The organism is Nonomuraea phyllanthi (genome assembly GCF_006334985.2).
Taxonomy (GTDB): Bacteria; Actinomycetota; Actinomycetes; order Streptosporangiales; family Streptosporangiaceae; genus Nonomuraea; species Nonomuraea phyllanthi.
This window is the reverse complement of record NZ_VDLX02000003.1, coordinates 1-19,042: the sequence shown is the minus strand read 5'-3', so window position 1 is coordinate 19,042 and position 19,042 is coordinate 1. Positions and strand designations below refer to the sequence as shown.

Below are 19,042 nucleotides of genomic sequence, written 5' to 3'. Positions count from 1 at the left end.
CTGCCCTCGTCAAGGTTCTTGCAACCGGTTGCGACGGTGCCGGCCGGGTTACCAGCGGCCGCCCAGTTCGTTGAGGGTGAACACGCCTCCAGCGCGGTTGTGCAGCGGCTCCGACAGGTCCGGCTCGCCCTGCTCGGCGATGAGCTTGGCGGCCTGCGGTTCGGAGGAGTCGCGGGAGACGTACCCGATGGATTCGGCCTCCTCCAGCGACCACCAGCGGCGCGCGTTGTCCGAGACTCCCCAGACCACGTGGTAGCCGGGCGCGGTCAGCCCCGCCTCGACCAGGCGGGTCAGGTCGTCGGGCGAGATCCAGGTGGCCAGGCCGCGCGTGTCGGCGGAGGCCTCGTTGCAGGTGCCGAGCCGGATCACGGTCACGTTCATGCCGAACCGGTCGTGGTAGAGGCTGCCGAGCGCCTCCATGACGACCTTGCTCACGCCGTAGAAGGTGTCGGGCCGGGGAAAGGCGTAGTCGGGCAGGTCGGAGCCGTCGGCGGGCCGGGTGTGGAAGCCGGCCGCGTGGTGGCTGCCCATCAGGACCAGATGCCGGACGCCCTCCTCCCGGGCCGCCTCCATCAGCACTTGCGTTCCGTGGATGTTGGCCTGCACGATGTCGTCCCAGGGATGCTCCCGGCTCTGGCCGCCGAGGTGGATCACCGCGTCCACGCCCTTCATCGCCTCGGCCATCGCGGCCGGGTCGGCGAGGTCGGCCGTAACCCACTCCTCGCCTGGGCCCGTCTCGACCGCCTGCAGGTCGGAGAGGCGCAGGACGCGGCCTTCCCGGGCGAGCCGTGGGCGGAGCAGCGTGCCGACTTTCCCCGCGGCACCGGTCATGAGTATGCGCATGTCTCCATGATGTACACGATTCTGACTGAAATTCACATCCTTGAATATTGACCGAGAACCGCGTCAGTAGTTACTTTCGCAGGCACGAGTTCAAGCACTCGACTCATGTCCACGTATGTGAACGGGAGGCGGTCTGATGTCACGTCGTCTGCTGGGGGTCGCGGTCACGGCGACCCTGGCCGTAACGCTGACAGGCTGCGGTTCCGGGGGATCAGGTTCAGACAACGCTCTGGAGATCTGGATCAGGCAGGCGCCCGAATCCGACTCCGCGAAGACGGCGGTGAAACTCGCAGACGCATTCACCAAGGCCAGCGGCATCAAGACGAAAGTCGTCGCGCTATTCGACGACTTCGAGACCAAACTCAACCAGCAGGCCGCCCAGAAGCAGCTTCCCGACATCGTCATCAACGACACCGCGCAACTCGGCAACATGCACTCCCAGGGCTGGCTGCGCGAGGTCGACAAGGCCACGCTGGCCGGCGGCGACAAGCTCTCCGACCGCGCGTGGATGGCCGCCCAGGGCGCCGACGGCAAGTACTACGCCGCGCCGTTCTCCGCCCAGTCGTTCGCGATGATCGTACGCAAGGACTGGCGGGAGAAGGTCGGCATGGAGCCGCCCAAGACGTGGGAGGACCTGACCAAGCTCGCCCAGGCGTTCACCGAGAAGGACCCCGACGGCAACGGCCAGGCCGACACGTCGGGCTTCGTCGCCCCCGCCGGCACCAAGCGCGGTTACGCCTCCTGGTACGCCTCCTCGTTCATCTACGCCAACGGCGGCGACTTCGTCAAAAGCACCGGCGGCGGCAAGTTCCAGGCCACCGTCAACGACCCGAAGACCGTCGAGGCCGTCCAGTACCTGCAGGACCAGTTCTGCAAGACCAAGACCGTCAACCCGGGCGCGGTCAGCAACGACACGACCGTCACCCACGAGGTGTTCGAGAAGGGCCAGGGCGGCATCTACGTCGTCGGCCCGTACGTGCTGGCGCGGTTCGTCAAGAGCATCGGCACCGACAAGATCGAGGTGCTGCCCGTGCCCCAGGGCCCGACCGGCGGCCCCGGCACGCTCGGCGAGGGCGAGAACGTCTACATGATGGTCGGCTCCGACCAGGAGGACGCCCAGAAGAAGTTCGCCGAGTACGCGATCTCCCCCGAAGGCCAGAAGATCGGCATGAACAAGGACGCCAACGGCGCCATCGTCCGCCTGCCGGTCAACACCGAGGTCGACATGGCGGGCGAGCGGCAGGACCCGCGCTGGCAGGTGTTCCAGGACGCCTTCGCCAACGCCGTCTACGCCCCGCCGGTGCCGAACTGGGCGCCGATCCGCCAGGACTCCGCCGACGCCATCAACGCGGTCTGGGCCGACTGCTCCGCTGACGTCAAGACGACGATGGACCAGCTGAACACCAAGCTGACCCAGGAACTGCAGAGCCAGAAAGCGTCATGACGACCACACTCACCCAGGCCCCCGGCCACACGGCGGCCCCCCATCGCCGCGCCAGAAGGGCGTGGTGGCAGGGGTCGCTGGTGGCCTGGCTGTTCCTGGCACCGGCGCTGCTGCTGTTCCTCTACTTCAAGTTCATCCCCATGGTGCTGGGCCTGTGGAAGAGCTTCCACGAGGTGCACTACATCTCCGACACCTGGGTGGGCCTGGACAACTACAAGACGATCCTCACCGACTCCGAGTTCGCCTCGGCGATCGGGCACAGCGTCGTGCTGGCGCTGGGCACCACGCTCGGCTCGCTGGTGCTGGGCCTCGGCTTCGCGCTGCTCATCGAGGGGCCCGCCCGGTACCTGTGGTTCGTCCGCACCGCGGCCTTCCTGCCGGTCGTCACCACCATGGCGGCCGTGGCCGAGGTGTGGCGGATCATGTTCCACCCGGCCGACAGCGGCATGCTCAACACGATCATCGGCTGGGTGGGCATCGATCCTCAACCGTGGCTGGCCAGCGAGCACTCCTCGCTCTGGTCGATCATGCTGATGAGCATCTGGCGCGGCACCCCGTACGACATGATGATCTTCCTGGCGGGGCTCGTCGGCGTCGACCGCACGCTCTATGAAGCGGCGGCCGTGGACGGCGCGTCCACCTGGCGGCGGCTGCGGCACATCACGGTGCCCGCCCTGCGGTCGGTGTTCTGGATCCTCTTCACCCTGGCCGCCATCCGGGGGCTGCGGGTCTTCGTCGAGGTGTACGTCCTGACCAACGGCGGCCCGAACGGGTCGTCCGAAGTGCTGATGACGCTGGTCTACAAGCTCGGGTTCCAGAGCAACGACCTGGGCGTGGCCTCGGCGGGCGGGATCGTGCTGTTCCTCGCCACGCTGGTGCTGACCGTGGTGGCGCAGGTGTTGCGCAGGAGGCAGGCAGAATGAGGTTCGACAGCGCTCTGGGGCTGGAGGCGCGCAAGGGCCCCGTGGCGACCACCGGAAAGGTCCTGATTTATGGCCTGATGGTGGTCATATTCACCGGGCCGCTGGTCGGGCTGCTCGTCAGCGCGTTCACCAAGACCCTCGACCCCACCTCCTTCACCCTCTGGCCGGACGACGTCACCCTGGAGAACTTCATCCAGGCCGGGGAGAAGAACGTCTACCTCTACCTGCTGAACTCCTTCATCGTCGTCGGCTTCGGCCTGCTGCTGCAGATGCTGGTGAGCGTGTTCGCCGCGTACTCGCTGGCCCGCAAGCGCTTCCGCGGGATGACGTTCGTGCTGCTGCTCATGCTCACCACCATGATGCTGCCCGAGGAGATCATCGCGATCCCGCTCTCGCTCGTCCTGGCCGACATGCCGCTGCTGCACGTCAACCTCATCGGCACGTACGCCGGCATGATCCTGCCGGTCGGCGCCTGGGGCTTCTCCATCCTCGTCATGACCGAGTTCATGAAGGAGGTGCCGGTCGAGCTGGAGGAGGCCGCGCGCATCGACGGCGCGGGCGAGCTCCGCATCTTCGCCACCATCATCCTGCCGCTGTGCCGCCCGGCCCTCGGCGTGATCGGGGTCTTCGGCTTCACCATGATCTGGGACCAGTACCTGCTGCCCCTGATCGTCGCGCCGGAGTCGAGCATGTGGACGCTGCCCATCGCGCTGCGTTCGCTCCGCTCCGACGAGGAGGTCGGGATCGGCATCCTGCTGGCGGCCTCGCTGCTGGCGCTGCTGCCGTCGATCATCGCGTTCCTGGCCTTCCAGCGGCAGTTCATGCGCGGTCTGACAAGCGGTGCCATCAAGGGTTAGGCGTCCATGTATCTGGACGCTATCCCATATTCTGGATGTCCGAAGCCGCAGTCGAGATGGGACGAGTATGGAGCCGCAGCTGGTCAAGTCCGCCGAGCGGACGGTACGCATCCTGGAGGCCCTGGCCGAGTCGCAGAACAGCCTGACGCTGTCGGAGCTCCAGCAGCGCACCGGATTCCCCCGGAGCAGCCTGCACGCCCTCATGCGCACGCTGGTCGAGCTCAACTGGGTGGAGACGGACTCGGCCAGGTCGGCGTTCGGCATCGGGCCGCACGCGCTGCTGACCGGCACCGCGTACCTCGACAAGGACCCGGCACTGCCGTTCGCCCAGGAGACCCTGGAGGACCTGCGGGCAGAGATCGGGCAGACCTCCCACTTTGCCCGCCGGGACGGCGCGCACGTGCTCTACCTGGCCACCCGCGACTCGCGCGAGGCCGACCACGTCATCCCCAGGGTCGGCCGCCGCCTGCCCGCCCACGTCACGGCGCTGGGGCAGGTGCTGCTCGCCCAGCTCACCGACGACGAGGTGATCGCGCTGCTGCCCGAGCCGCTGCAGGGGCTGACCGAGCACACGATCACCGACCTGGCCAAGCTGACCGGCGAGCTCGACCAGGTCCGCACCCGGGGGTGGGCGTACGAACGCGAGCAGGGGACGCGCGGGGTGGCGTGCGTGGCGGTGGCGGTCGACTACCGCATCCCGGCCACGGACGCGATCAGCTGCTCGATGCCCACGATGCTCGCGCCCTCCGAGATCGAACGGATCATCGAGGCCGTGATCAAGCACACCCGCAAGCTCGCGGCGACCCTCCGCAGGGAGGGCATCCGCTAGCAGGAACCACCTCTCCGTACGGGGAGGGCACGCTTCAGAAGGAGCCGCTTCTCCGCGCGGGGGGCCACGCACCAGAAGGAGCCGCTTCTCCGCGCGGGGAAGGCACGCACGAGAAGAGACCACCCCTCTACGCGAGGAAGGCACGCACGAGAAGAGACCGACCTTTCCACGCGGGGAAGGCGCGCCCCCGAGGGAACCACCTCTCCGCGCAGGGGGCATCCGCTAGCAGCAGGAGCCGCCTTCCCCACGTGAGGAGGACACGCACCAAAAAGGGACCGCCTCTCCACGTGCGGAGAGCACGCGCTGAATGGCAGCCGGCGGGAGGGCACCCGCCAGGTACCCAGGTACGACCAATCTCCCGCGGGAAGCCACCCGCCAGACAGGAAGGATCGTCGATGCGGCTGGATGGTGTTCTCTTCTTCCCGGTGACCCCCTTCGGGCCGGACGGCGGCCTCGCCGAGCCCGTGCTGGCCCGGCACGTCGCCGACGGGGTCGCGGCGGGGGCGGGAGGAGTGTTCGCCGCCTGCGGCACCGGCGAGTTCAGCGCCCTCGACCTCGACGAGCACTCCCGCGTGGTGTCCACCGCGGTCTCGGCCACCGCCGGCCGCGTCCCCGTCTTCGCGGGCGCCGGCGGCCCACTGCCCGCCGCCAAGGCCATCGCGCGTGCCGCCGCCGAGCAGGGCGCCGACGGGCTGCTGCTCATGCCTCCCTACCTGGTCAGCGGCCCTCCCACGGGCCTCGTCCGGTACGTACGCGAGGTGGCCGCCACCGTCGACCTGCCCGTCATCATCTACCAGCGCGGCACCGCCCGCTTCACCCCCGCCGCCGTCGCCGAGCTGATCGAGATGCCCAACATCGTCGGCTTCAAGGATGGGCTGGGCGACTTCGACCTGTTGCAGCGGATCATCCTGACCGTGCGGGCGGCGACCGGCAAGGAGTTCACCTTCTTCAACGGCCTGCCGACCGCCGAACTGACCGTGCCCGCGTACCGGGGGCTCGGGGTGAACCTCTACTCGAGCGCCGTGTTCGCGTTCGCGCCGCAGATCTCGCTGGCGTTCTACAAGGCGGTGACGGGCGGGGACGAGGTGCTGGCCCAGCGGCTGCTGACCGACTTCTACCTGCCGCTGGTGGAGCTGCGGGACCGCGTGCCGGGATACGCGGTCTCGCTGGTCAAGGCGGGGGTGCGGGCGCGAGGGCTGGAGGTGGGAGGCGTACGGGCACCACTGGTGGACCCGTCGCCCGAGCACGTGGCGGCGCTGGAGCGGATCATCGCGCAGGGCCTGGACATAGCCGGCGCCTGACCCCACAACTCCCCCGGCCACCATCACCAACATCCCCAGGCCCCATCCACCTTCACCCCAGGGCCCCACAACCTCAGCCCGCCACCCAACATCCACCGACAACCCGCGGGCAGACCCCGCGGGCCACCATCCACTCTCAGCCCTCAGCCCTCAGCCCTCAGCCCGCAGCCCTCAGCCTCAGGCCTCAGCCTCAGGCCTGAGCGCCAGAACCTCCGCCCCGCAGACCCCAGCCCTCGGGCCCCACCTTCGACCTGCGGGGCTCAACCCCAGCCTCCCCGAGCTCAACCTCAGGCCAGACCCTCAGCCCGCAGGCCTCAACCCTCAGACATCAGGCCAGACCCAAGGTCGGCCGGTCACGCCTGCAGACGACCGTCCACCCTGCGCGGAATGGACAGCGGGTTGGCGTCCTTCAGCTCCTCCGGCAGCAGCGACTCAGGCCAGTCCTGGTACGCCGTCGGCGCCAGCCACCGATCGATCGCCGTGGCCCCGACCGACGTGTAGCTCGTCGTCGCGGAAGGCCAAGGGCCACCGTGATGCATCGCCCAGCACACCGCCACCCCGGTCGGCCACCCGTTCCAGATGAGCCGCCCGGCCTTGCGCCCCAGCACCTCGGTGACCTCGCCGGCCTCATCCGGGTCGGTGCTGTGCACGGTAGCGGTCAGCGACCCTTCCAGCCGCTCGAGCACAGACCGCAGCTCAGCGACGTCCCGGTAGGTGACCACGATCGACGCGGGCCCGAAGCACTCTTCGGCGACACGCGGCAGCTTCTCCTCGAACGTGCTGACGTCGGTGGTGAACACCTTGGGTGTGACCGCCCAGCTCCCCTCGCCCGGCTTGCCCTCGGCCAGCAGGCGCAGCTCGCCCAGCCGCTCGACACCGCCGAGGTAGCCGTCCCGGATCCGCTCGGCCAGCATGGGGCCGCCACTCGTCCCCTCGACGGCCTCCACGATGGCGTCGCGCAGCTCGTCGCCCTCGGGCACGAACATGAGCCCGGGGTTCGTGCAGAACTGCCCGACCCCCAACGTCAGCGACCCGGCGAAGCCCGCCGCCACCTCCTTGACCGGCGCGGACGGCAGCACGACGACGGGGTTGACGCTGCCCAGCTCACCGTAGAACGGGATCGGCACCTCCCGCTCGTCGATCAGCCGCTGGATCGCCTTGCCCCCGGCCACGGACCCGGTGAACCCGGCCGCGACCACCCCGGGGTGCTGCACGAGGTCGGCGCCGGCCTGCATGCCCTGCACCAGACCCAGCAGGTCAGGGGACGGGAGCGCCTCGCGGACGATCTTCGCCACCCGCTCGGAGGTGCCCGGGTGACCGGGGTGCGCCTTGACGACCACCGGGCAACCGGCGGCCAGCGCGGAGGCCGTGTCACCGCCGGCCACCGAGAACGCGAACGGGAAGTTGCTGGCCGCGAAGACGGCGACGACACCCGCCAGGGGCCGCTTCATCCGGCGCACGTCCGGGCGGGGCGGCGCGAGCGAGGGGTCGGCATGATCGATGATCGCCTCGACGTAACCGCCGTCCCTGAGGACCTGGGCGAAGAGCCGGAACTGCCCCGCCGTACGCGCGACCTCGCCGCGCAGCCGTACCTCGCCGAGCGCGGTCTCCTGGTCGGCGAGCTGCCAGAGCTCGTCCACGTGCGCGGCGAGCGCGTCGGCGACGGCCTCCAGCGCGTTCGCGCGCTCAGCCGCCGGGGTCGCCCGCCAGGTCGTACCGGCGGCGGCCGCGGCGGAAACGATCGAGTCGACCCCGGCGCTGTCGGTCTCGGGGAACGCGGCGCCAATGGTCTCGCCGGTCCTGGGGTCGTGTCCGTAGATCATCGAAAGGCCCTTCCGAGCTTGACACTTCTTCAGCTTGATTCTTACAGTTGCGGCAACTTGTCCACAAATCTGGCTATTGTTCACATATCTGGACGGCGGGCTAAATGATCATCAGGCAGATCCACGTCACACCTGTCGCCTTCCGGGATCCGCCCCTTCTGAACGCCGCCGGAGTCCACGAGCCGTGGGCGCTCCGTACCATTGTCGAGGTCGTCACGGACGAGGGTCTGACGGGGTTGGGCGAGACGTACGGAGACCTCGCGCATCTGGGCAAGGTACGCGAATGCGCGCAGGCTCTGATCGGGCTCGACGTGCACGCCACGAACACGATGTACGCCCGGATCAGCGCGACCATCGGCGAAACGGTGACGGACCGGCACGGGCTGACCGGCGCCACCACCAAGGAGAAGAGCATCGACCGGATCTTCTCCCCCTTTGAGGTGGCCTGCCTGGACATTCGCGGCAAGGCGGCCGGAGTGCCCGTAGCGGAACTGCTCGGCGGGCGCGTCAGGGACGCGGTGCCGTACAGCGCCTATCTCTTCTACAAATGGGCCGGCCACCCCAGCGAGGACGCCGACCGGTTCGGCACGGCCCTGGACGAAGCGGGCATCGTCGAGCAAGCGGCTCTCCTCATCAAGGAGTACGGCTTCCAGTCCATCAAGCTCAAAGGCGGCGTCTTCCCCCCGGACCAGGAAATAGCCGCGATCCGCGCGCTCCACGAGGCGTTCCCCGGCGTCCCCCTCCGCCTCGACCCAAACGCCGCCTGGACGGTCGAGACCTCGATCCGCGTGGGCCGGGAGCTGGAAGGCACTCTCCAGTATCTGGAGGACCCCACACCCGGCATTCCCGGAATGGCGGAAGTGGCCGCCGCCGTCCCTATGCCGCTCGCCACGAACATGTGCGTGGTCACGCACGAACACCTTCCTCCCGCCGTCGCCTCCCGCGCGATCGGCGTGCTCCTCCTGGACCACCACTACTGGGGCGGACTCGTACGTTCCGCGCACGTCGCCACCCTGTGCGACACGTTCGGCCTGGCGCTGTCCATGCACTCCAACTCCCACCTCGGGATCAGCCTGGCCGCCATGACCCATCTGGCGGCCGCCACCCCGAACCTCACGTTCGCCTGCGACACGCACACGCCCTGGCAGGACGGCCAGGACGTGGTCGCGCCGGGCGCCCTGCGCTTCGCGGACGGCGCCGTGCCGGTGCCCACCGGCCCCGGACTCGGCGTCGAACTCGACCGCGACGCGCTGGCCGTCATGCACGAGCAGTACGAGAAATGCGGCATCTCCGCCCGCGATGACACGAGTTACATGCAACGCTTCGAACCCACCTTTTCCGCAAGGAGACCACGCTGGTGAAGCAGCCCACACCGGTGAACGTGGCCTACGTCTACCCCTGGGACGTGGTCGGCGACCCCTCGGCCCCTGACCGCCTGGCCGGCCTGGGCGTGCAGGCGGTGGCGCTGGCGGCGAGCTACCACTCCACGAGAGCCGCCACGCCCTACCACCCTTCCCACCGCGTACTCGACGTCCCCCACCCCGCCTTCTACCTCCCGGTCCGCCCGTCGGCCTGGTCCCGGCTGGTCCCGGCGGCGCCGACCTGGACCCCGGAGGACGCGTACCTGCAGGCCAGTGACGCCCTGAAGGCGGCGGGCCTCCAGGTGCACGCCTGGACCGTCCTGACGCACAACTCCCACCTGGGCGCCGCGAATCCCGACCTCGTCGTCCGCAACGCCTTCGGCGACCCGTACCCGTACGCGCTGTGCCCGGCGCACGAGGACGTCATCGAGTACTGCGAGCGCCTCGTCCGGGAGATCCTCACGGTGGGCGAGCCGGACGGCCTCATCCTCGAGGCGTGCGGCCCCATGGGCTTCGGCCACCAGAGCGTGCACGAGAAGACCTCCGGCGCCGACTGGACTCCCGCCGACGCCGACCTGCTCTCCCTGTGCTTCTGCTCGTCCTGCGCCGACCGCTACCCGCCCACCACCAGGGCCACGGTCCGCGCCGCCATAGACGGGGACAGCGGTGCCGTCACCATCGACCAAGCCCTCGGCGAACTGGCCGACGAGGTGCGCGCCGTCCGCGTCCAGCTCTCCACCTCCCTGCGCCGCCGCCTGATCGCCATCACCAGAGGAATCACCTCCGACCTCCCCATCACCCTGCACGCCAACCCGGACCCCTGGGCGGCGGGCGCCTTCGCCCCACTCCCCTCGGGAGAACCGGAAGCGGACGTCCTGGTCGCCAACTGCTGGGGCGACCCGGCCACGGACGCCACCCGCCTGGCCCATCTCAAGGACCTCTCCACTCCGGGCCAGCGCATAGGCGCCTATGTCCTCGCCCTGCCACCTCGCCCCGCCGACGCCGCCGTGCTGGCAGATCAGCTCAGCACGTACGCCAAGGCAGGAGCATCGGAATTCCACCTGTACCACGCCGGTCTGGCCTCCCCTCAACGTCTGACGGCCCTCTCCGAAGCCCTACGCCAGCACGCCTGACATCCCGCATCCCCGCCTCCACAGCACGTTGTGTGGAGGCGGGCGACTGTCCGAGATGGTGCCCAGGCGATACGGATCCTGTGACGGTGCTGGCCGGACCTGCGAGATGGTGAAGGCGAAGCCGCCTGCCTGAGGCGCTCCCCCTCCCCACTACGCCGCCCGCCCCCACTACGCCGCCCGCCTCGGCCTCCCGGCCCTCGACCATCGCCGGCTCCAGATCGCTGGCCGGTGCTCAACCAGCAGGATCGAAGTCAGGATCAGGATCGGGATCAGCAATCAGCTCGCGGCAGAGACCAGCCCGCTCTCGTACGCCGCGATCACGAGCTGCGCCCGGTCCCGGGCCTCCAGCTTGGCCAGCAACCGGGTGATATGGGTCTTCACCGTCGCCAAGGTCACCTGCAGATGCTCCGCGATCTCCCCGTTGGACAACCCACGCGCGATCAGCACCAGCACCTCGCGCTCCCGCTCCGTGACCCCCTCCAGCCCCTTGACCCGAGGCAGGACAGGCGTCCGCGTGAACTCCTCGATCAACCTGCGGGTGACCGTGGGTGCCAGCAGCGCCTCCCCACTCGCCACCACCCGGATGGCGGTGAGCAGGTCGGCCGGTGGCGTGTCCTTCAACAGGAACCCGCTGGCCCCCGCCCGGAGCGCGTCGTAGACATAGGCATCCAGGTCAAACATCGTCACCACAAGAACCCGCGAAACATCCTTGATCCTTCGAGTAGCCTCAATCCCATCCATTTCTGGCATCCGTACGTCCATGAGCACCACATCCGCCCGCTGCTCCAACGCCACCGCAACGGCCTCGACTCCCGTAGCCGCCTCCCCCACGACGGTCAGATCGGGCTCCGAGTCGACCAGCACCCGGAAACTCCCCCTGAGCAGCGCCTGATCGTCGGCGATGACCACGCGGATCACGGGGCCGCCTCGTAAGGCAGCCGGGCGCGCACCCGGAACCCGCCCTCGGGAAGCCTCCCTGCTTCGAACACGCCGCCGTACATCGCGACCCGCTCCCGCATCCCGATCAGGCCATGCCCGGTGCCCACGGACGGCAACGTACGCCTTCCTGGCCCGTCGTCCACCACTTCGATCCGAGCATCTGTGCCGTCGGCGACCACGGACACCCGGCAGCGAGCCGGAGCGGCATGCTTGACGACATTGGTGAGCGCCTCCTGCACGATGCGATAGATCGAAAGACCCACGCCATCGGGCAACCGCCCTCGCTTGCCGCCCTGCGCCTCCGAGCCGTCATCGACGTCGCCGACATCGCCGACCTGCACGTCCAGCTCGACCTCGACCCCTGCCAGCCGAGCCTGGTCCGCGAGCCCGTAGATCCCTCGCAATCCCGGCGTCGGGACGAGGTCGGGCTCGGACGTGGACCTCAGTACACCGAGCAGATGGCGCATTTCGACCAGCGCGCTCCTGCTCGCCGTCTCGATCACACGAAGAGCGTCGTGCGCCTCGTCCGGCCTGGTCGCAAGGACGTGGTTGGCCACCCCGGCCTTGACCGCGATCAGCCCGACGCTGTGCGTGACCACGTCGTGCAACTCGCGAGCGATCCTTAACCTCTCCTCCGTCACCGCCTGCGCCGCCAGCCGCTCCGCGTCACGTGCCGCGTAAAGCCGGCGCTCGTGCACAGCCCGGCCGACCGTCCAGGCACCGCCCAGCGCCGCGATGCCTATGAGGGGCCGGTCCAGGTCGAGCACCCACATCGGCGCGCTGCCCTGCGGCACCCCGGCCACGGCGAGGCCGACCACCGTGACGAGGCTCAGCATCCCGATGGCTGACGTCGGGACCGCGGCCCCGAGCCTGTCGGACAGGGCGACCACGTAAAGCACGTAAGCGGGCGCCACGTAGGCGAACGGGACCGCGTCGATGTGCGTGGCTACCACGGCCAGCGCCAGCGTGAGGCAGAAGACCGGCAACGGCCACAGCCTTCGCAGCCCCACCAGCAGCCCCAGCCCGAACGGGATGGCGATCCTCACCCACGGCGGCAGCTCGACGGCGTTGACCGCCGTGGTGAACGCCGTGAACGCGAAGCACACGCCCGCCACCAGATCGAGCATGACGAGCTGCTGCCGGCTCAGTCGCCTGGCGAAGAAGGGATGGGTGTCGTCCACGCGTTGAACCGTAGCCGCTGCGGCCGCCGCCGCACGTCAACCCAGGGTCTGACCTTGAGATTCGAACCGTGGTCCGACGCGCCCGCGGCCCACCGTCCCGCATCCTTTACGGCGTGATCGAACTCCAGCATCTCACGAAGCGCTACGGCGGCACGCTCGCCGTGGACGACCTGTCGTTCAAGGTCGAGCCCGGCCATGTGACCGGCTTCCTCGGGCCCAACGGAGCAGGCAAGTCGACCACGATGCGCCTGATCCTCGGCCTCGACGCCCCGACCTCCGGCCGGGCGCTGGTCAACGGGCGCGCATACACGTCGCTGCGCAGGCCCATGCGCGAGGTCGGCGCGCTCCTGGACGCGAGCGCCGTCCACGGCGGCCGCAGCGCCTACAACCACCTGCTCTCCCTGGCCCTCACCAACGACATCGGCGCCGCGCGCGTGGCCGAGGTGCTGGCCCAGGTGGGGCTCGCAGGCGTGGCGCGCAAACGGGTGGGCGGATTCTCGCTCGGCATGAAACAGCGGCTCGGCATAGCGTCGGCGCTGCTCGGGGATCCAGGGGTGTTGATGTTCGACGAGCCGGTGAACGGCCTCGACCCCGACGGCGTGCGCTGGATCCGCGACCTCATGCGCTCGCTGGCCGCCGAAGGCCGCACGGTCCTGCTTTCCAGCCACCTGATGAGCGAGATGGCCCTCACCGCCGAGCGCATCCTCATCGTCGGCCGCGGCCGGCTGATCGCCGAGGCCACCGTAGCCGAGCTGACCTCCCGCTATCCGTCCCTCGAAGACGCCTACATGGCCCTTACGGCCGGCAGCGTGCAGTACGGAGCGGCGCGATGAAGGCCGCCGTCTCCTCCGAATGGCTCAAGCTGCGTTCGGTGGCCTCCACCTATCACACGCTGGGCACGGCGGCCCTGACGGTGCTGCTCGGCGTCGGATGGACCCTCTACGTGAGCGCCCTGGCCGACGAGCGGGGATCGCTCCGCGCCGCCGCCCCCGAGCAGGGCTTCCTCCCACTCGTCCAGATCAGCCTCGCGGTGCTCGGAGTGCTCGCGGTCACGTCCGAGTACGCCACGGGCACGATCCGCCCCAGCCTGGCCGCCGTCCCCCGACGCGGCACGTTACTCCTGGCCAAGGCCGGGATCGTCGGGCTGACCACGTTCACGGCTGCCACCACGATCCTCCTGCTCACCTATTCGGTGAGCCGCCTGCTGGCAAGCGGCCACAACCTGGGGTTCAACACCACCCCGTTAGCCGACGACCTCCCGTCGCTGCTGGCCTCCAGCCTCTCGGCGACCGCACTCGCGCTGGTCGGTCTCGGCCTCGGCACCGCCATCCGCTCAACGGCAGGAGGCATCGTCTCGGTCGTGGCACTGCTGTTCGTGCTGCCAGGCATCGCCAACTACCTGCCCTCGCCGTGGAACACCCGCGTGGCCACGCTCCTCCTGCCCAATATCGTCCCTCAGATCGTGGGCGCTCGGCTCTCGTCCCGGCTCGGCGACGGCTTCCTTCCCCCATGGGCCGCGCTCGCCGTCCTCTGCGCCTACCCCGTCATCGCCCTCGCCGTCGGCTACGTCCTGCTCAAACGCAGAGACGCATGACCAGCCGCCTCCAAGAACCGCTTCCCACGCCAAGACCACCGGCGACACCAAGCCGCCACCCACGAAAGAAGCAACAGAGCCCCGCCACCCCTCAGCTCCGCTGAACACCAGCACTCAGCATCGGCCATACCACCCGCTCCAGAGAGCACGGAAATGGCCACTACACGTACGGCCACTACACGTAAGGAGAAAGGGCTCCTCGGGCCAAGACGGACCCGAGCTATGGCCCAAGACATCTGATGAGCGTTCTCACCTCGGAATGGCTGAAGATCCGCTCGATCCGCTCGACGAGTCTCATCATCGGCCTCAGCCTGAGCGCCGTCCTCCTGGGCTTCGGCCTCGCCGTCATGGCCGCCGGCATGTACGACAGCGCCCCCGTCGACAGGCGGCCCAGCGCGCGCATCTCGGACCTGGAGGAAGTGGTGGTCATCGTGCCCCAGCTGTGCATGGGCATTCTGGGCACGCTCGCCATGACCTCCGAATACGTCACCGGCCTGATCAGAACAAGTCTGACCATCGTCCCCCGTCGCTGGCCGCTGCTCGGCGCCAAGGCCGCGGTCGTGGTCGCGGCGGCCCTAGTCATCGGCCCAACGGTGGTGTTCGGTACGTACTTCCTCTCTCGATGGGTACTGGGAGACCGCTTCTCGGGCGCGTACACCGTCGCGTTCCTGGACCGGCTGCCCGTCCTGGCCACCGTCAGCCTCACCGTGCCGGTCTTCGCCCTCCTCGGCCTCGGACTGGGCGCGCTCCTGCGCTCCACACCCGCGGCGATCTCGATCACGGTCGGGCTCGTCTACGTGATCCCCATCATCATCGGCAACATCCCTGAGCCCTGGAGCGAGCGTCTCGGGTCGCTGATGATCGCGGCCCTCCCCCGCCAGATCACCGGCGACGGCAACGCCAACTCGGTGTACGGCTCGCTCCTGCCACCCGTGGCCGCGGCCGCGGTTCTGGTCGCCTACGCGGCGCTTCCGCTGCTGGTCGCCGCATGGCTGCTACGCCGGAGGGACGTCTGACATGAGTACGCGGGAGTGCCACCCGCCAGGACTACGCGAGAAGAAGCGCCTGGGAGGCGGCGACCCTGGAGACCCGCGTGGGCGACGGCGACGTGCTGACATGGCCACGCAGCAAAACCTGACATGGCCACGCAGCAGGAGAACCGCCTGACAGAGCTGCGCAGCAGGAACCGCCCGCCTGACGGGGCTGCGTGAGAGGGCCACCTCTGTGTGTTGTGTGACCTGCTCCGGCGGCATGCGCCGCCTGACACAGCCGGGCGAGAAGGAGGGCCTGATGCGGCCACACGAGAGGAGCCGTCTCACACGGCTACGTGACCTGCCCGCCCCCAACGGCCAGACGGAACGCTCACGCCTGATCGCCCTTCAAGGTGGAACGCCGTCGGACGCTCCACCCGCCACTCGCTCAGCACACCCGCCACAAAAACTGAAGCGCATCCGGCGCACGCGCGGCCGGCCAACGGTACGGCAGACGGGGACGCCTGCCGTACCACCAGGAGGCTCAGACCTCCAGCACGACCGGGATGATCATGGGCCGACGACGGTAGGTGTCGCTGACCCAGCGCCCCACGGTCCGGCGGACCACGCGGCGGATCTCCTGCATGTCGACCACCCCATCGGCGGCCTTCTCCTCGAGGGCACGCTCGATCTGCGGGATGAACTCGTCGAACTGGATGGGATCGATGCCGGAACCCCGCGCATGGATCTCGGGGCCCGCGGTGAGCTTGCCCGTATTGGAGTCGACCACCACGACCACGGAGATGAACCCCTCGTCGCCGAGGATCCTGCGGTCCTTCAACGAGGTGTCCGTGATCTCGCCGACCGACGAGCCGTCGACGTAGACGTACCCGGCATGCACCGCACCGGCGATCTTGGCACGGCCGTCGACCAGGTCCACCACGACGCCGTCCTCGGCGATCACGATGTGGTCCTCGGGCACCCCCGTGAGGGCCGCCAGCTTGGCGTGCGCCCGCAAGTGGCGCCATTCGCCGTGTACGGGCATGAAGTTGGACGGGCGGGTCAGGTTCAGCACGTACAGGAGCTCGCCGGCGGCAGCGTGGCCCGAGACGTGCACCTTGGCGTTGCCCTTGTGCACAACGCGGGCGCCCCACCTGGTCAGCCCGTTGATCACCTTGTTGACCGCGGTCTCGTTGCCGGGCACCAGCGACGAGGCCAGGAGCACCGTGTCGCCCTCGGCGATGCGGATGGGGTGATCGCGATTGGCCATCCTCGACAGCGCCGCCATGGGCTCGCCCTGGGAGCCGGTGCAGATCAGCACCACGTCCTCCGGCGGCCACTCCTCGATGTCGCGCGAGTCGACGATCAGCTCCGGCGGCACCTTGAGATACCCCAGGTCCCGGGCCACACCCATGTTGCGCACCATGGACCGGCCCACCAGCGCGACCTTGCGACCGTGCTTGGCGGCGGCGTCCATCACCTGCTGGATGCGGTGTACGTGCGAGGCGAAGCTGGCCACGATGACCCGCTGCTCGGAGGTGCGGATCACCTCGTCGATGACCGGCCCGATCTCGCGCTCGCTGGTGACGAATCCCGGCACCTCGGCGTTGGTCGAGTCGGACATCAGCAGGTCGACGCCCTCGGTGCCGAGCCTGGCGAAGCCGCCGAGATCGGTGAGGCGTCCGTCGCTCGGCAGCTGGTCCATGCGGAAGTCGCCGGTGTGCAGGACAATGCCCGCGGGCGTCCTGATGGCGACGGCCAGCGCGTCGGGGATCGAGTGGTTGACCGCGAGGAACTCGCAGTCGAACGGGCCGAAGGTGCGTCGTTCGCCCTCGATGACTTCGACCTTGGTCGGTTGGATCCTGTGCTCGGTGAGCTTGGCCTCGATCAGCGCAAGCGTGAGCCTGGATCCGATGAGCGGGATGCCGCGCCGCTCGCGCAGCAGGTAGGGCACGGCCCCGATGTGGTCTTCGTGGGCGTGCGTCAGCACGACGGCTTCGACGTCGTCGAGCCGGTTCCTGATGTATTCGAAGTCAGGCAGGATGAGATCGACACCTGGCTGATCGGGCTCGGGGAACAACACCCCGCAGTCGACCACCAGCAGGCGACCGTCGTATTCGAAGACGGCCATGTTTCTGCCGATCTCTCCCAATCCGCCGAGCGCTACGATGCGCAGGCCGCCATCAGGCAGCGGCGGCGGCGGGCCAAGCTCAGGATGCGGATGGCTCATGCCTGGCCCCCACGGTCAGATCGTGTTCTCAAAACTCCCGGTTCCTCCCCGTTCCTATGCGTCTGTCAACTTCACCCCGCCGGCTACCAGGCAAGCACGCAGCTCGGCGATCTGCTTTTCTGTCGCGTCCACGAGCGGCAGCCGTACCGGCCCCACCGGCACCCCCACCAGGCTCAGCGCCGCCTTCGCCATGATCGCGCCACCGGCGCGCAGCATGATCCCGTCCACCACGGGGGCCACCTCGCTGTGGATGGCCATGGCCTGGGCGACATCGCCGCCCTTGTGGAGCTTGATCATGCGCGCCAGCTTGGCGCCCACCACATGTCCGACCACGCTGACGAACCCGGCCGCCCCGAGGGAGAGCCAGGCCAGGTTGAGCAGGTCGTCGCCGGAGTAGAAGGCGAGATCGGTCGCGTCCATCACCTGGCTGGCGGCGAACAGATCGCCCTTGGCGTCCTTGACAGCCACGATACGTTCGTGCTGCGCCAGCCGGATCAAAGTCTCGGTCTTGATCGGTACGCCACTGCGTCCCGGAATGTCGTACAGCATCACCGGAAGCCCTGTCGCGTCGGCGACGGCGGTGAAGTGCTGATACAGCCCCTCCTGCGGGGGCTTGCTGTAATAGGGCGTCACCACCAGGAGGCCGTGCGCGCCGGCAGCCGCCGCCTGCTTCGCGAGCTCGACACTGTGGCGCGTGTCGTTGGTGCCCGCGCCCGCCACCACGGTCGCGCGATCGCCGACCGTGTCAAGGACGGTGCTGACGATGCGCTTCTTCTCCTCGTCCGTGGTCGTGGGCGACTCACCTGTCGTCCCATTGACGATCAAACCATCGTTGTGCTGCTCGTCCACCAGATACTCGGCAACACGTCGCACGGCCACATAATCGACCTCACCATCGGAGGTGAACGGCGTGACCATCGCGGTCAGCATGCGGCCGAAGGGCGCGTCTGTGGTTCCAGTTGGCGATGCCATAGTGCGAACGCTACCTGGATTCAGAAATCTCTTGGACGCCGCCACCCCGCTTCGCCTGCCCGGAGGTGCTTTTTGCCCGATTTCACGGGCATCTCACAGGCTTCCCCCAAGAGGACAACCCTCTCACCCACGCTCCGCATTCCATCGGTCCGCCAGGCGGAGCTTCCTCCAGCTCGCTCCCGTCCGCGCCAGGACCCCGAACTCGGGCCACGGCGCAGCCCCTGCCGCCAGAGCCGGGGACGCGCGACGCCTTTGCCACCAGGCCGGCCGGCCATCCTCACCACCGGCGTCGCACCACGGGCGACTCAAGGGACGAACGCTCTCCGCTTCACACCCGCTGCTCGCCCGTGCAGCACTCGACGGCCGGCCAAACTGGCTTGTACCCCGCACGCCCACATGATCTCGACGTCCGACAACCTCGCGTCGACTGGCGCTGGGCGACCGTACGACGACCGATGCCCCCGGACGCCGAGGGGCTGCCCAGGACGACTTCCCGGCACCCCAGCATCCAATATGGGTTGCGTCCACGGAAGTGGTGTACGAGCTTGGCCTGGTCACAGGCGTGGCGTCGTGAAATGAAGACGGCCATCGCGTGATCCTTCGAGTAGCAAGATCAAGATTCGAAGGAGAACCAGGCGATG

Annotated in this window: 15 protein-coding genes and 1 pseudogene; 10 read left to right on the top strand and 6 right to left on the bottom strand. The window is 68.8% G+C overall.

The genetic code is table 11. From position 1 onward, the window contains the following. Positions 1-48 precede the first annotated feature (48 nt). A complete protein-coding gene (locus FH608_RS09060) occupies positions 49-843 on the bottom strand; it encodes an NAD-dependent epimerase/dehydratase family protein (protein ID WP_226899203.1) in 795 nt (264 codons plus the stop codon). Positions 844-979: 136 nt separating this feature from the next. On the opposite strand from FH608_RS09060, the gene FH608_RS09055 reads away from it, so the two are divergent. The 5 genes from FH608_RS09055 (at position 980) to FH608_RS09035 (ending at position 6,197) form a co-directional block, all read left to right on the top strand. Then, positions 980-2,287, top strand: coding sequence for a sugar ABC transporter substrate-binding protein (locus FH608_RS09055; protein ID WP_139629977.1), 1,308 nt, complete (start codon positions 980-982; stop codon positions 2,285-2,287). Further along, a complete protein-coding gene (locus FH608_RS09050) occupies positions 2,284-3,210 on the top strand; it encodes a carbohydrate ABC transporter permease (RefSeq protein ID WP_139629976.1) in 927 nt (308 codons plus the stop codon). Before FH608_RS09055 ends, FH608_RS09050 begins: the two co-directional genes overlap by 4 nt. Further along, positions 3,207-4,067: a carbohydrate ABC transporter permease gene (locus FH608_RS09045; protein WP_139629975.1), complete on the top strand. Its 861-nt coding sequence runs from the start codon at positions 3,207-3,209 to the stop codon at positions 4,065-4,067. The genes FH608_RS09050 and FH608_RS09045 overlap by 4 nt, the downstream gene beginning before the upstream one ends. A gap of 67 nt (positions 4,068-4,134) precedes the next feature. Then, positions 4,135-4,896: an IclR family transcriptional regulator gene (locus tag FH608_RS09040; RefSeq protein ID WP_139629974.1), complete on the top strand. Its 762-nt coding sequence runs from the start codon at positions 4,135-4,137 to the stop codon at positions 4,894-4,896. Between the two features lie 395 nt (positions 4,897-5,291). Then, positions 5,292-6,197: a 5-dehydro-4-deoxyglucarate dehydratase gene (locus tag FH608_RS09035; RefSeq protein ID WP_139629973.1), complete on the top strand. Its 906-nt coding sequence runs from the start codon at positions 5,292-5,294 to the stop codon at positions 6,195-6,197. 353 nt (positions 6,198-6,550) lie between these two features. Here the strand turns inward: FH608_RS09035 and FH608_RS09030 are convergent, their stop codons facing one another. After that, positions 6,551-8,020: an aldehyde dehydrogenase (NADP(+)) gene (locus tag FH608_RS09030; RefSeq protein WP_139629972.1), complete on the bottom strand. Its 1,470-nt coding sequence runs from the start codon at positions 8,018-8,020 to the stop codon at positions 6,551-6,553. A 104-nt stretch (positions 8,021-8,124) separates the two neighbouring features. On the opposite strand from FH608_RS09030, the gene FH608_RS09025 reads away from it, so the two are divergent. Both FH608_RS09025 and FH608_RS09020 read left to right on the top strand, forming a co-directional pair. After that, entirely contained in the window at positions 8,125-9,381 is a 1,257-nt protein-coding gene (locus FH608_RS09025; protein ID WP_139629971.1) for a glucarate dehydratase family protein, read from the top strand. Next, the gene (locus FH608_RS09020) at positions 9,378-10,514 is read left to right on the top strand and encodes a hypothetical protein (RefSeq protein ID WP_226899201.1); all 1,137 of its coding nucleotides are present in this window, start codon (positions 9,378-9,380) and stop codon (positions 10,512-10,514) included. Before FH608_RS09025 ends, FH608_RS09020 begins: the two co-directional genes overlap by 4 nt. 276 nt (positions 10,515-10,790) lie before the next feature. Here the strand turns inward: FH608_RS09020 and FH608_RS09010 are convergent, their stop codons facing one another. After that, a complete protein-coding gene (locus FH608_RS09010) occupies positions 10,791-11,432 on the bottom strand; it encodes a response regulator (protein WP_139629969.1) in 642 nt (213 codons plus the stop codon). Then, on the bottom strand, positions 11,429-12,634 hold the full coding sequence (locus tag FH608_RS09005) for a sensor histidine kinase (RefSeq protein ID WP_226899200.1): 1,206 nt from the start codon (positions 12,632-12,634) through the stop codon (positions 11,429-11,431). Before FH608_RS09005 ends, FH608_RS09010 begins: the two co-directional genes overlap by 4 nt. Before the next feature lie 113 nt (positions 12,635-12,747). Between FH608_RS09005 and FH608_RS09000 the strand changes: the two are divergent. From FH608_RS09000 to FH608_RS08990, 3 genes and pseudogenes are all read left to right on the top strand, one after another. Continuing rightward, a pseudogene (locus tag FH608_RS09000) lies at positions 12,748-13,401 on the top strand (ABC transporter ATP-binding protein); the annotation flags it as partial. A gap of 62 nt (positions 13,402-13,463) precedes the next feature. Then, positions 13,464-14,228, top strand: coding sequence for an ABC transporter permease subunit (locus tag FH608_RS08995; protein ID WP_139629967.1), 765 nt, complete (start codon positions 13,464-13,466; stop codon positions 14,226-14,228). Positions 14,229-14,467: 239 nt separating this feature from the next. Further along, on the top strand, positions 14,468-15,244 hold the full coding sequence (locus FH608_RS08990) for an ABC transporter permease (protein WP_139629966.1): 777 nt from the start codon (positions 14,468-14,470) through the stop codon (positions 15,242-15,244). Positions 15,245-15,743: 499 nt separating this feature from the next. Here the strand turns inward: FH608_RS08990 and FH608_RS08985 are convergent, their stop codons facing one another. Both FH608_RS08985 and dapA read right to left on the bottom strand, forming a co-directional pair. Beyond that, positions 15,744-17,429, bottom strand: a complete 1,686-nt coding sequence (locus tag FH608_RS08985; protein ID WP_139629965.1) for a ribonuclease J — start codon at positions 17,427-17,429, stop codon at positions 15,744-15,746. 54 nt (positions 17,430-17,483) lie between these two features. Further along, positions 17,484-18,401, bottom strand: coding sequence for a 4-hydroxy-tetrahydrodipicolinate synthase (gene dapA / locus FH608_RS08980; RefSeq protein ID WP_139629964.1), 918 nt, complete (start codon positions 18,399-18,401; stop codon positions 17,484-17,486). Between the last annotated feature and the right edge of the window lie 641 nt (positions 18,402-19,042).

Excerpts from the sequence above, each read along its gene's own strand:
- FH608_RS09060 (WP_226899203.1), bottom strand. The coding sequence starts at position 843 with ATGCGCATACTCATGACCGGTGCCGCGGGGAAAGTCGGCACGCTGCTC.
- FH608_RS09055 (WP_139629977.1), top strand. The coding sequence starts at position 980 with ATGTCACGTCGTCTGCTGGGGGTCGCGGTCACGGCGACCCTGGCCGTA.
- FH608_RS09050 (WP_139629976.1), top strand. The coding sequence starts at position 2,284 with ATGACGACCACACTCACCCAGGCCCCCGGCCACACGGCGGCCCCCCAT.
- FH608_RS09045 (WP_139629975.1), top strand. The coding sequence starts at position 3,207 with ATGAGGTTCGACAGCGCTCTGGGGCTGGAGGCGCGCAAGGGCCCCGTG.
- FH608_RS09040 (WP_139629974.1), top strand. The coding sequence starts at position 4,135 with ATGGAGCCGCAGCTGGTCAAGTCCGCCGAGCGGACGGTACGCATCCTG.
- FH608_RS09035 (WP_139629973.1), top strand. The coding sequence starts at position 5,292 with ATGCGGCTGGATGGTGTTCTCTTCTTCCCGGTGACCCCCTTCGGGCCG.
- FH608_RS09030 (WP_139629972.1), bottom strand. The coding sequence starts at position 8,020 with ATGATCTACGGACACGACCCCAGGACCGGCGAGACCATTGGCGCCGCG.
- FH608_RS09025 (WP_139629971.1), top strand. The coding sequence starts at position 8,125 with ATGATCATCAGGCAGATCCACGTCACACCTGTCGCCTTCCGGGATCCG.
- FH608_RS08995 (WP_139629967.1), top strand. The coding sequence starts at position 13,464 with ATGAAGGCCGCCGTCTCCTCCGAATGGCTCAAGCTGCGTTCGGTGGCC.
- FH608_RS08990 (WP_139629966.1), top strand. The coding sequence starts at position 14,468 with ATGAGCGTTCTCACCTCGGAATGGCTGAAGATCCGCTCGATCCGCTCG.
- FH608_RS08985 (WP_139629965.1), bottom strand. The coding sequence starts at position 17,429 with ATGAGCCATCCGCATCCTGAGCTTGGCCCGCCGCCGCCGCTGCCTGAT.
- dapA (WP_139629964.1), bottom strand. The coding sequence starts at position 18,401 with ATGGCATCGCCAACTGGAACCACAGACGCGCCCTTCGGCCGCATGCTG.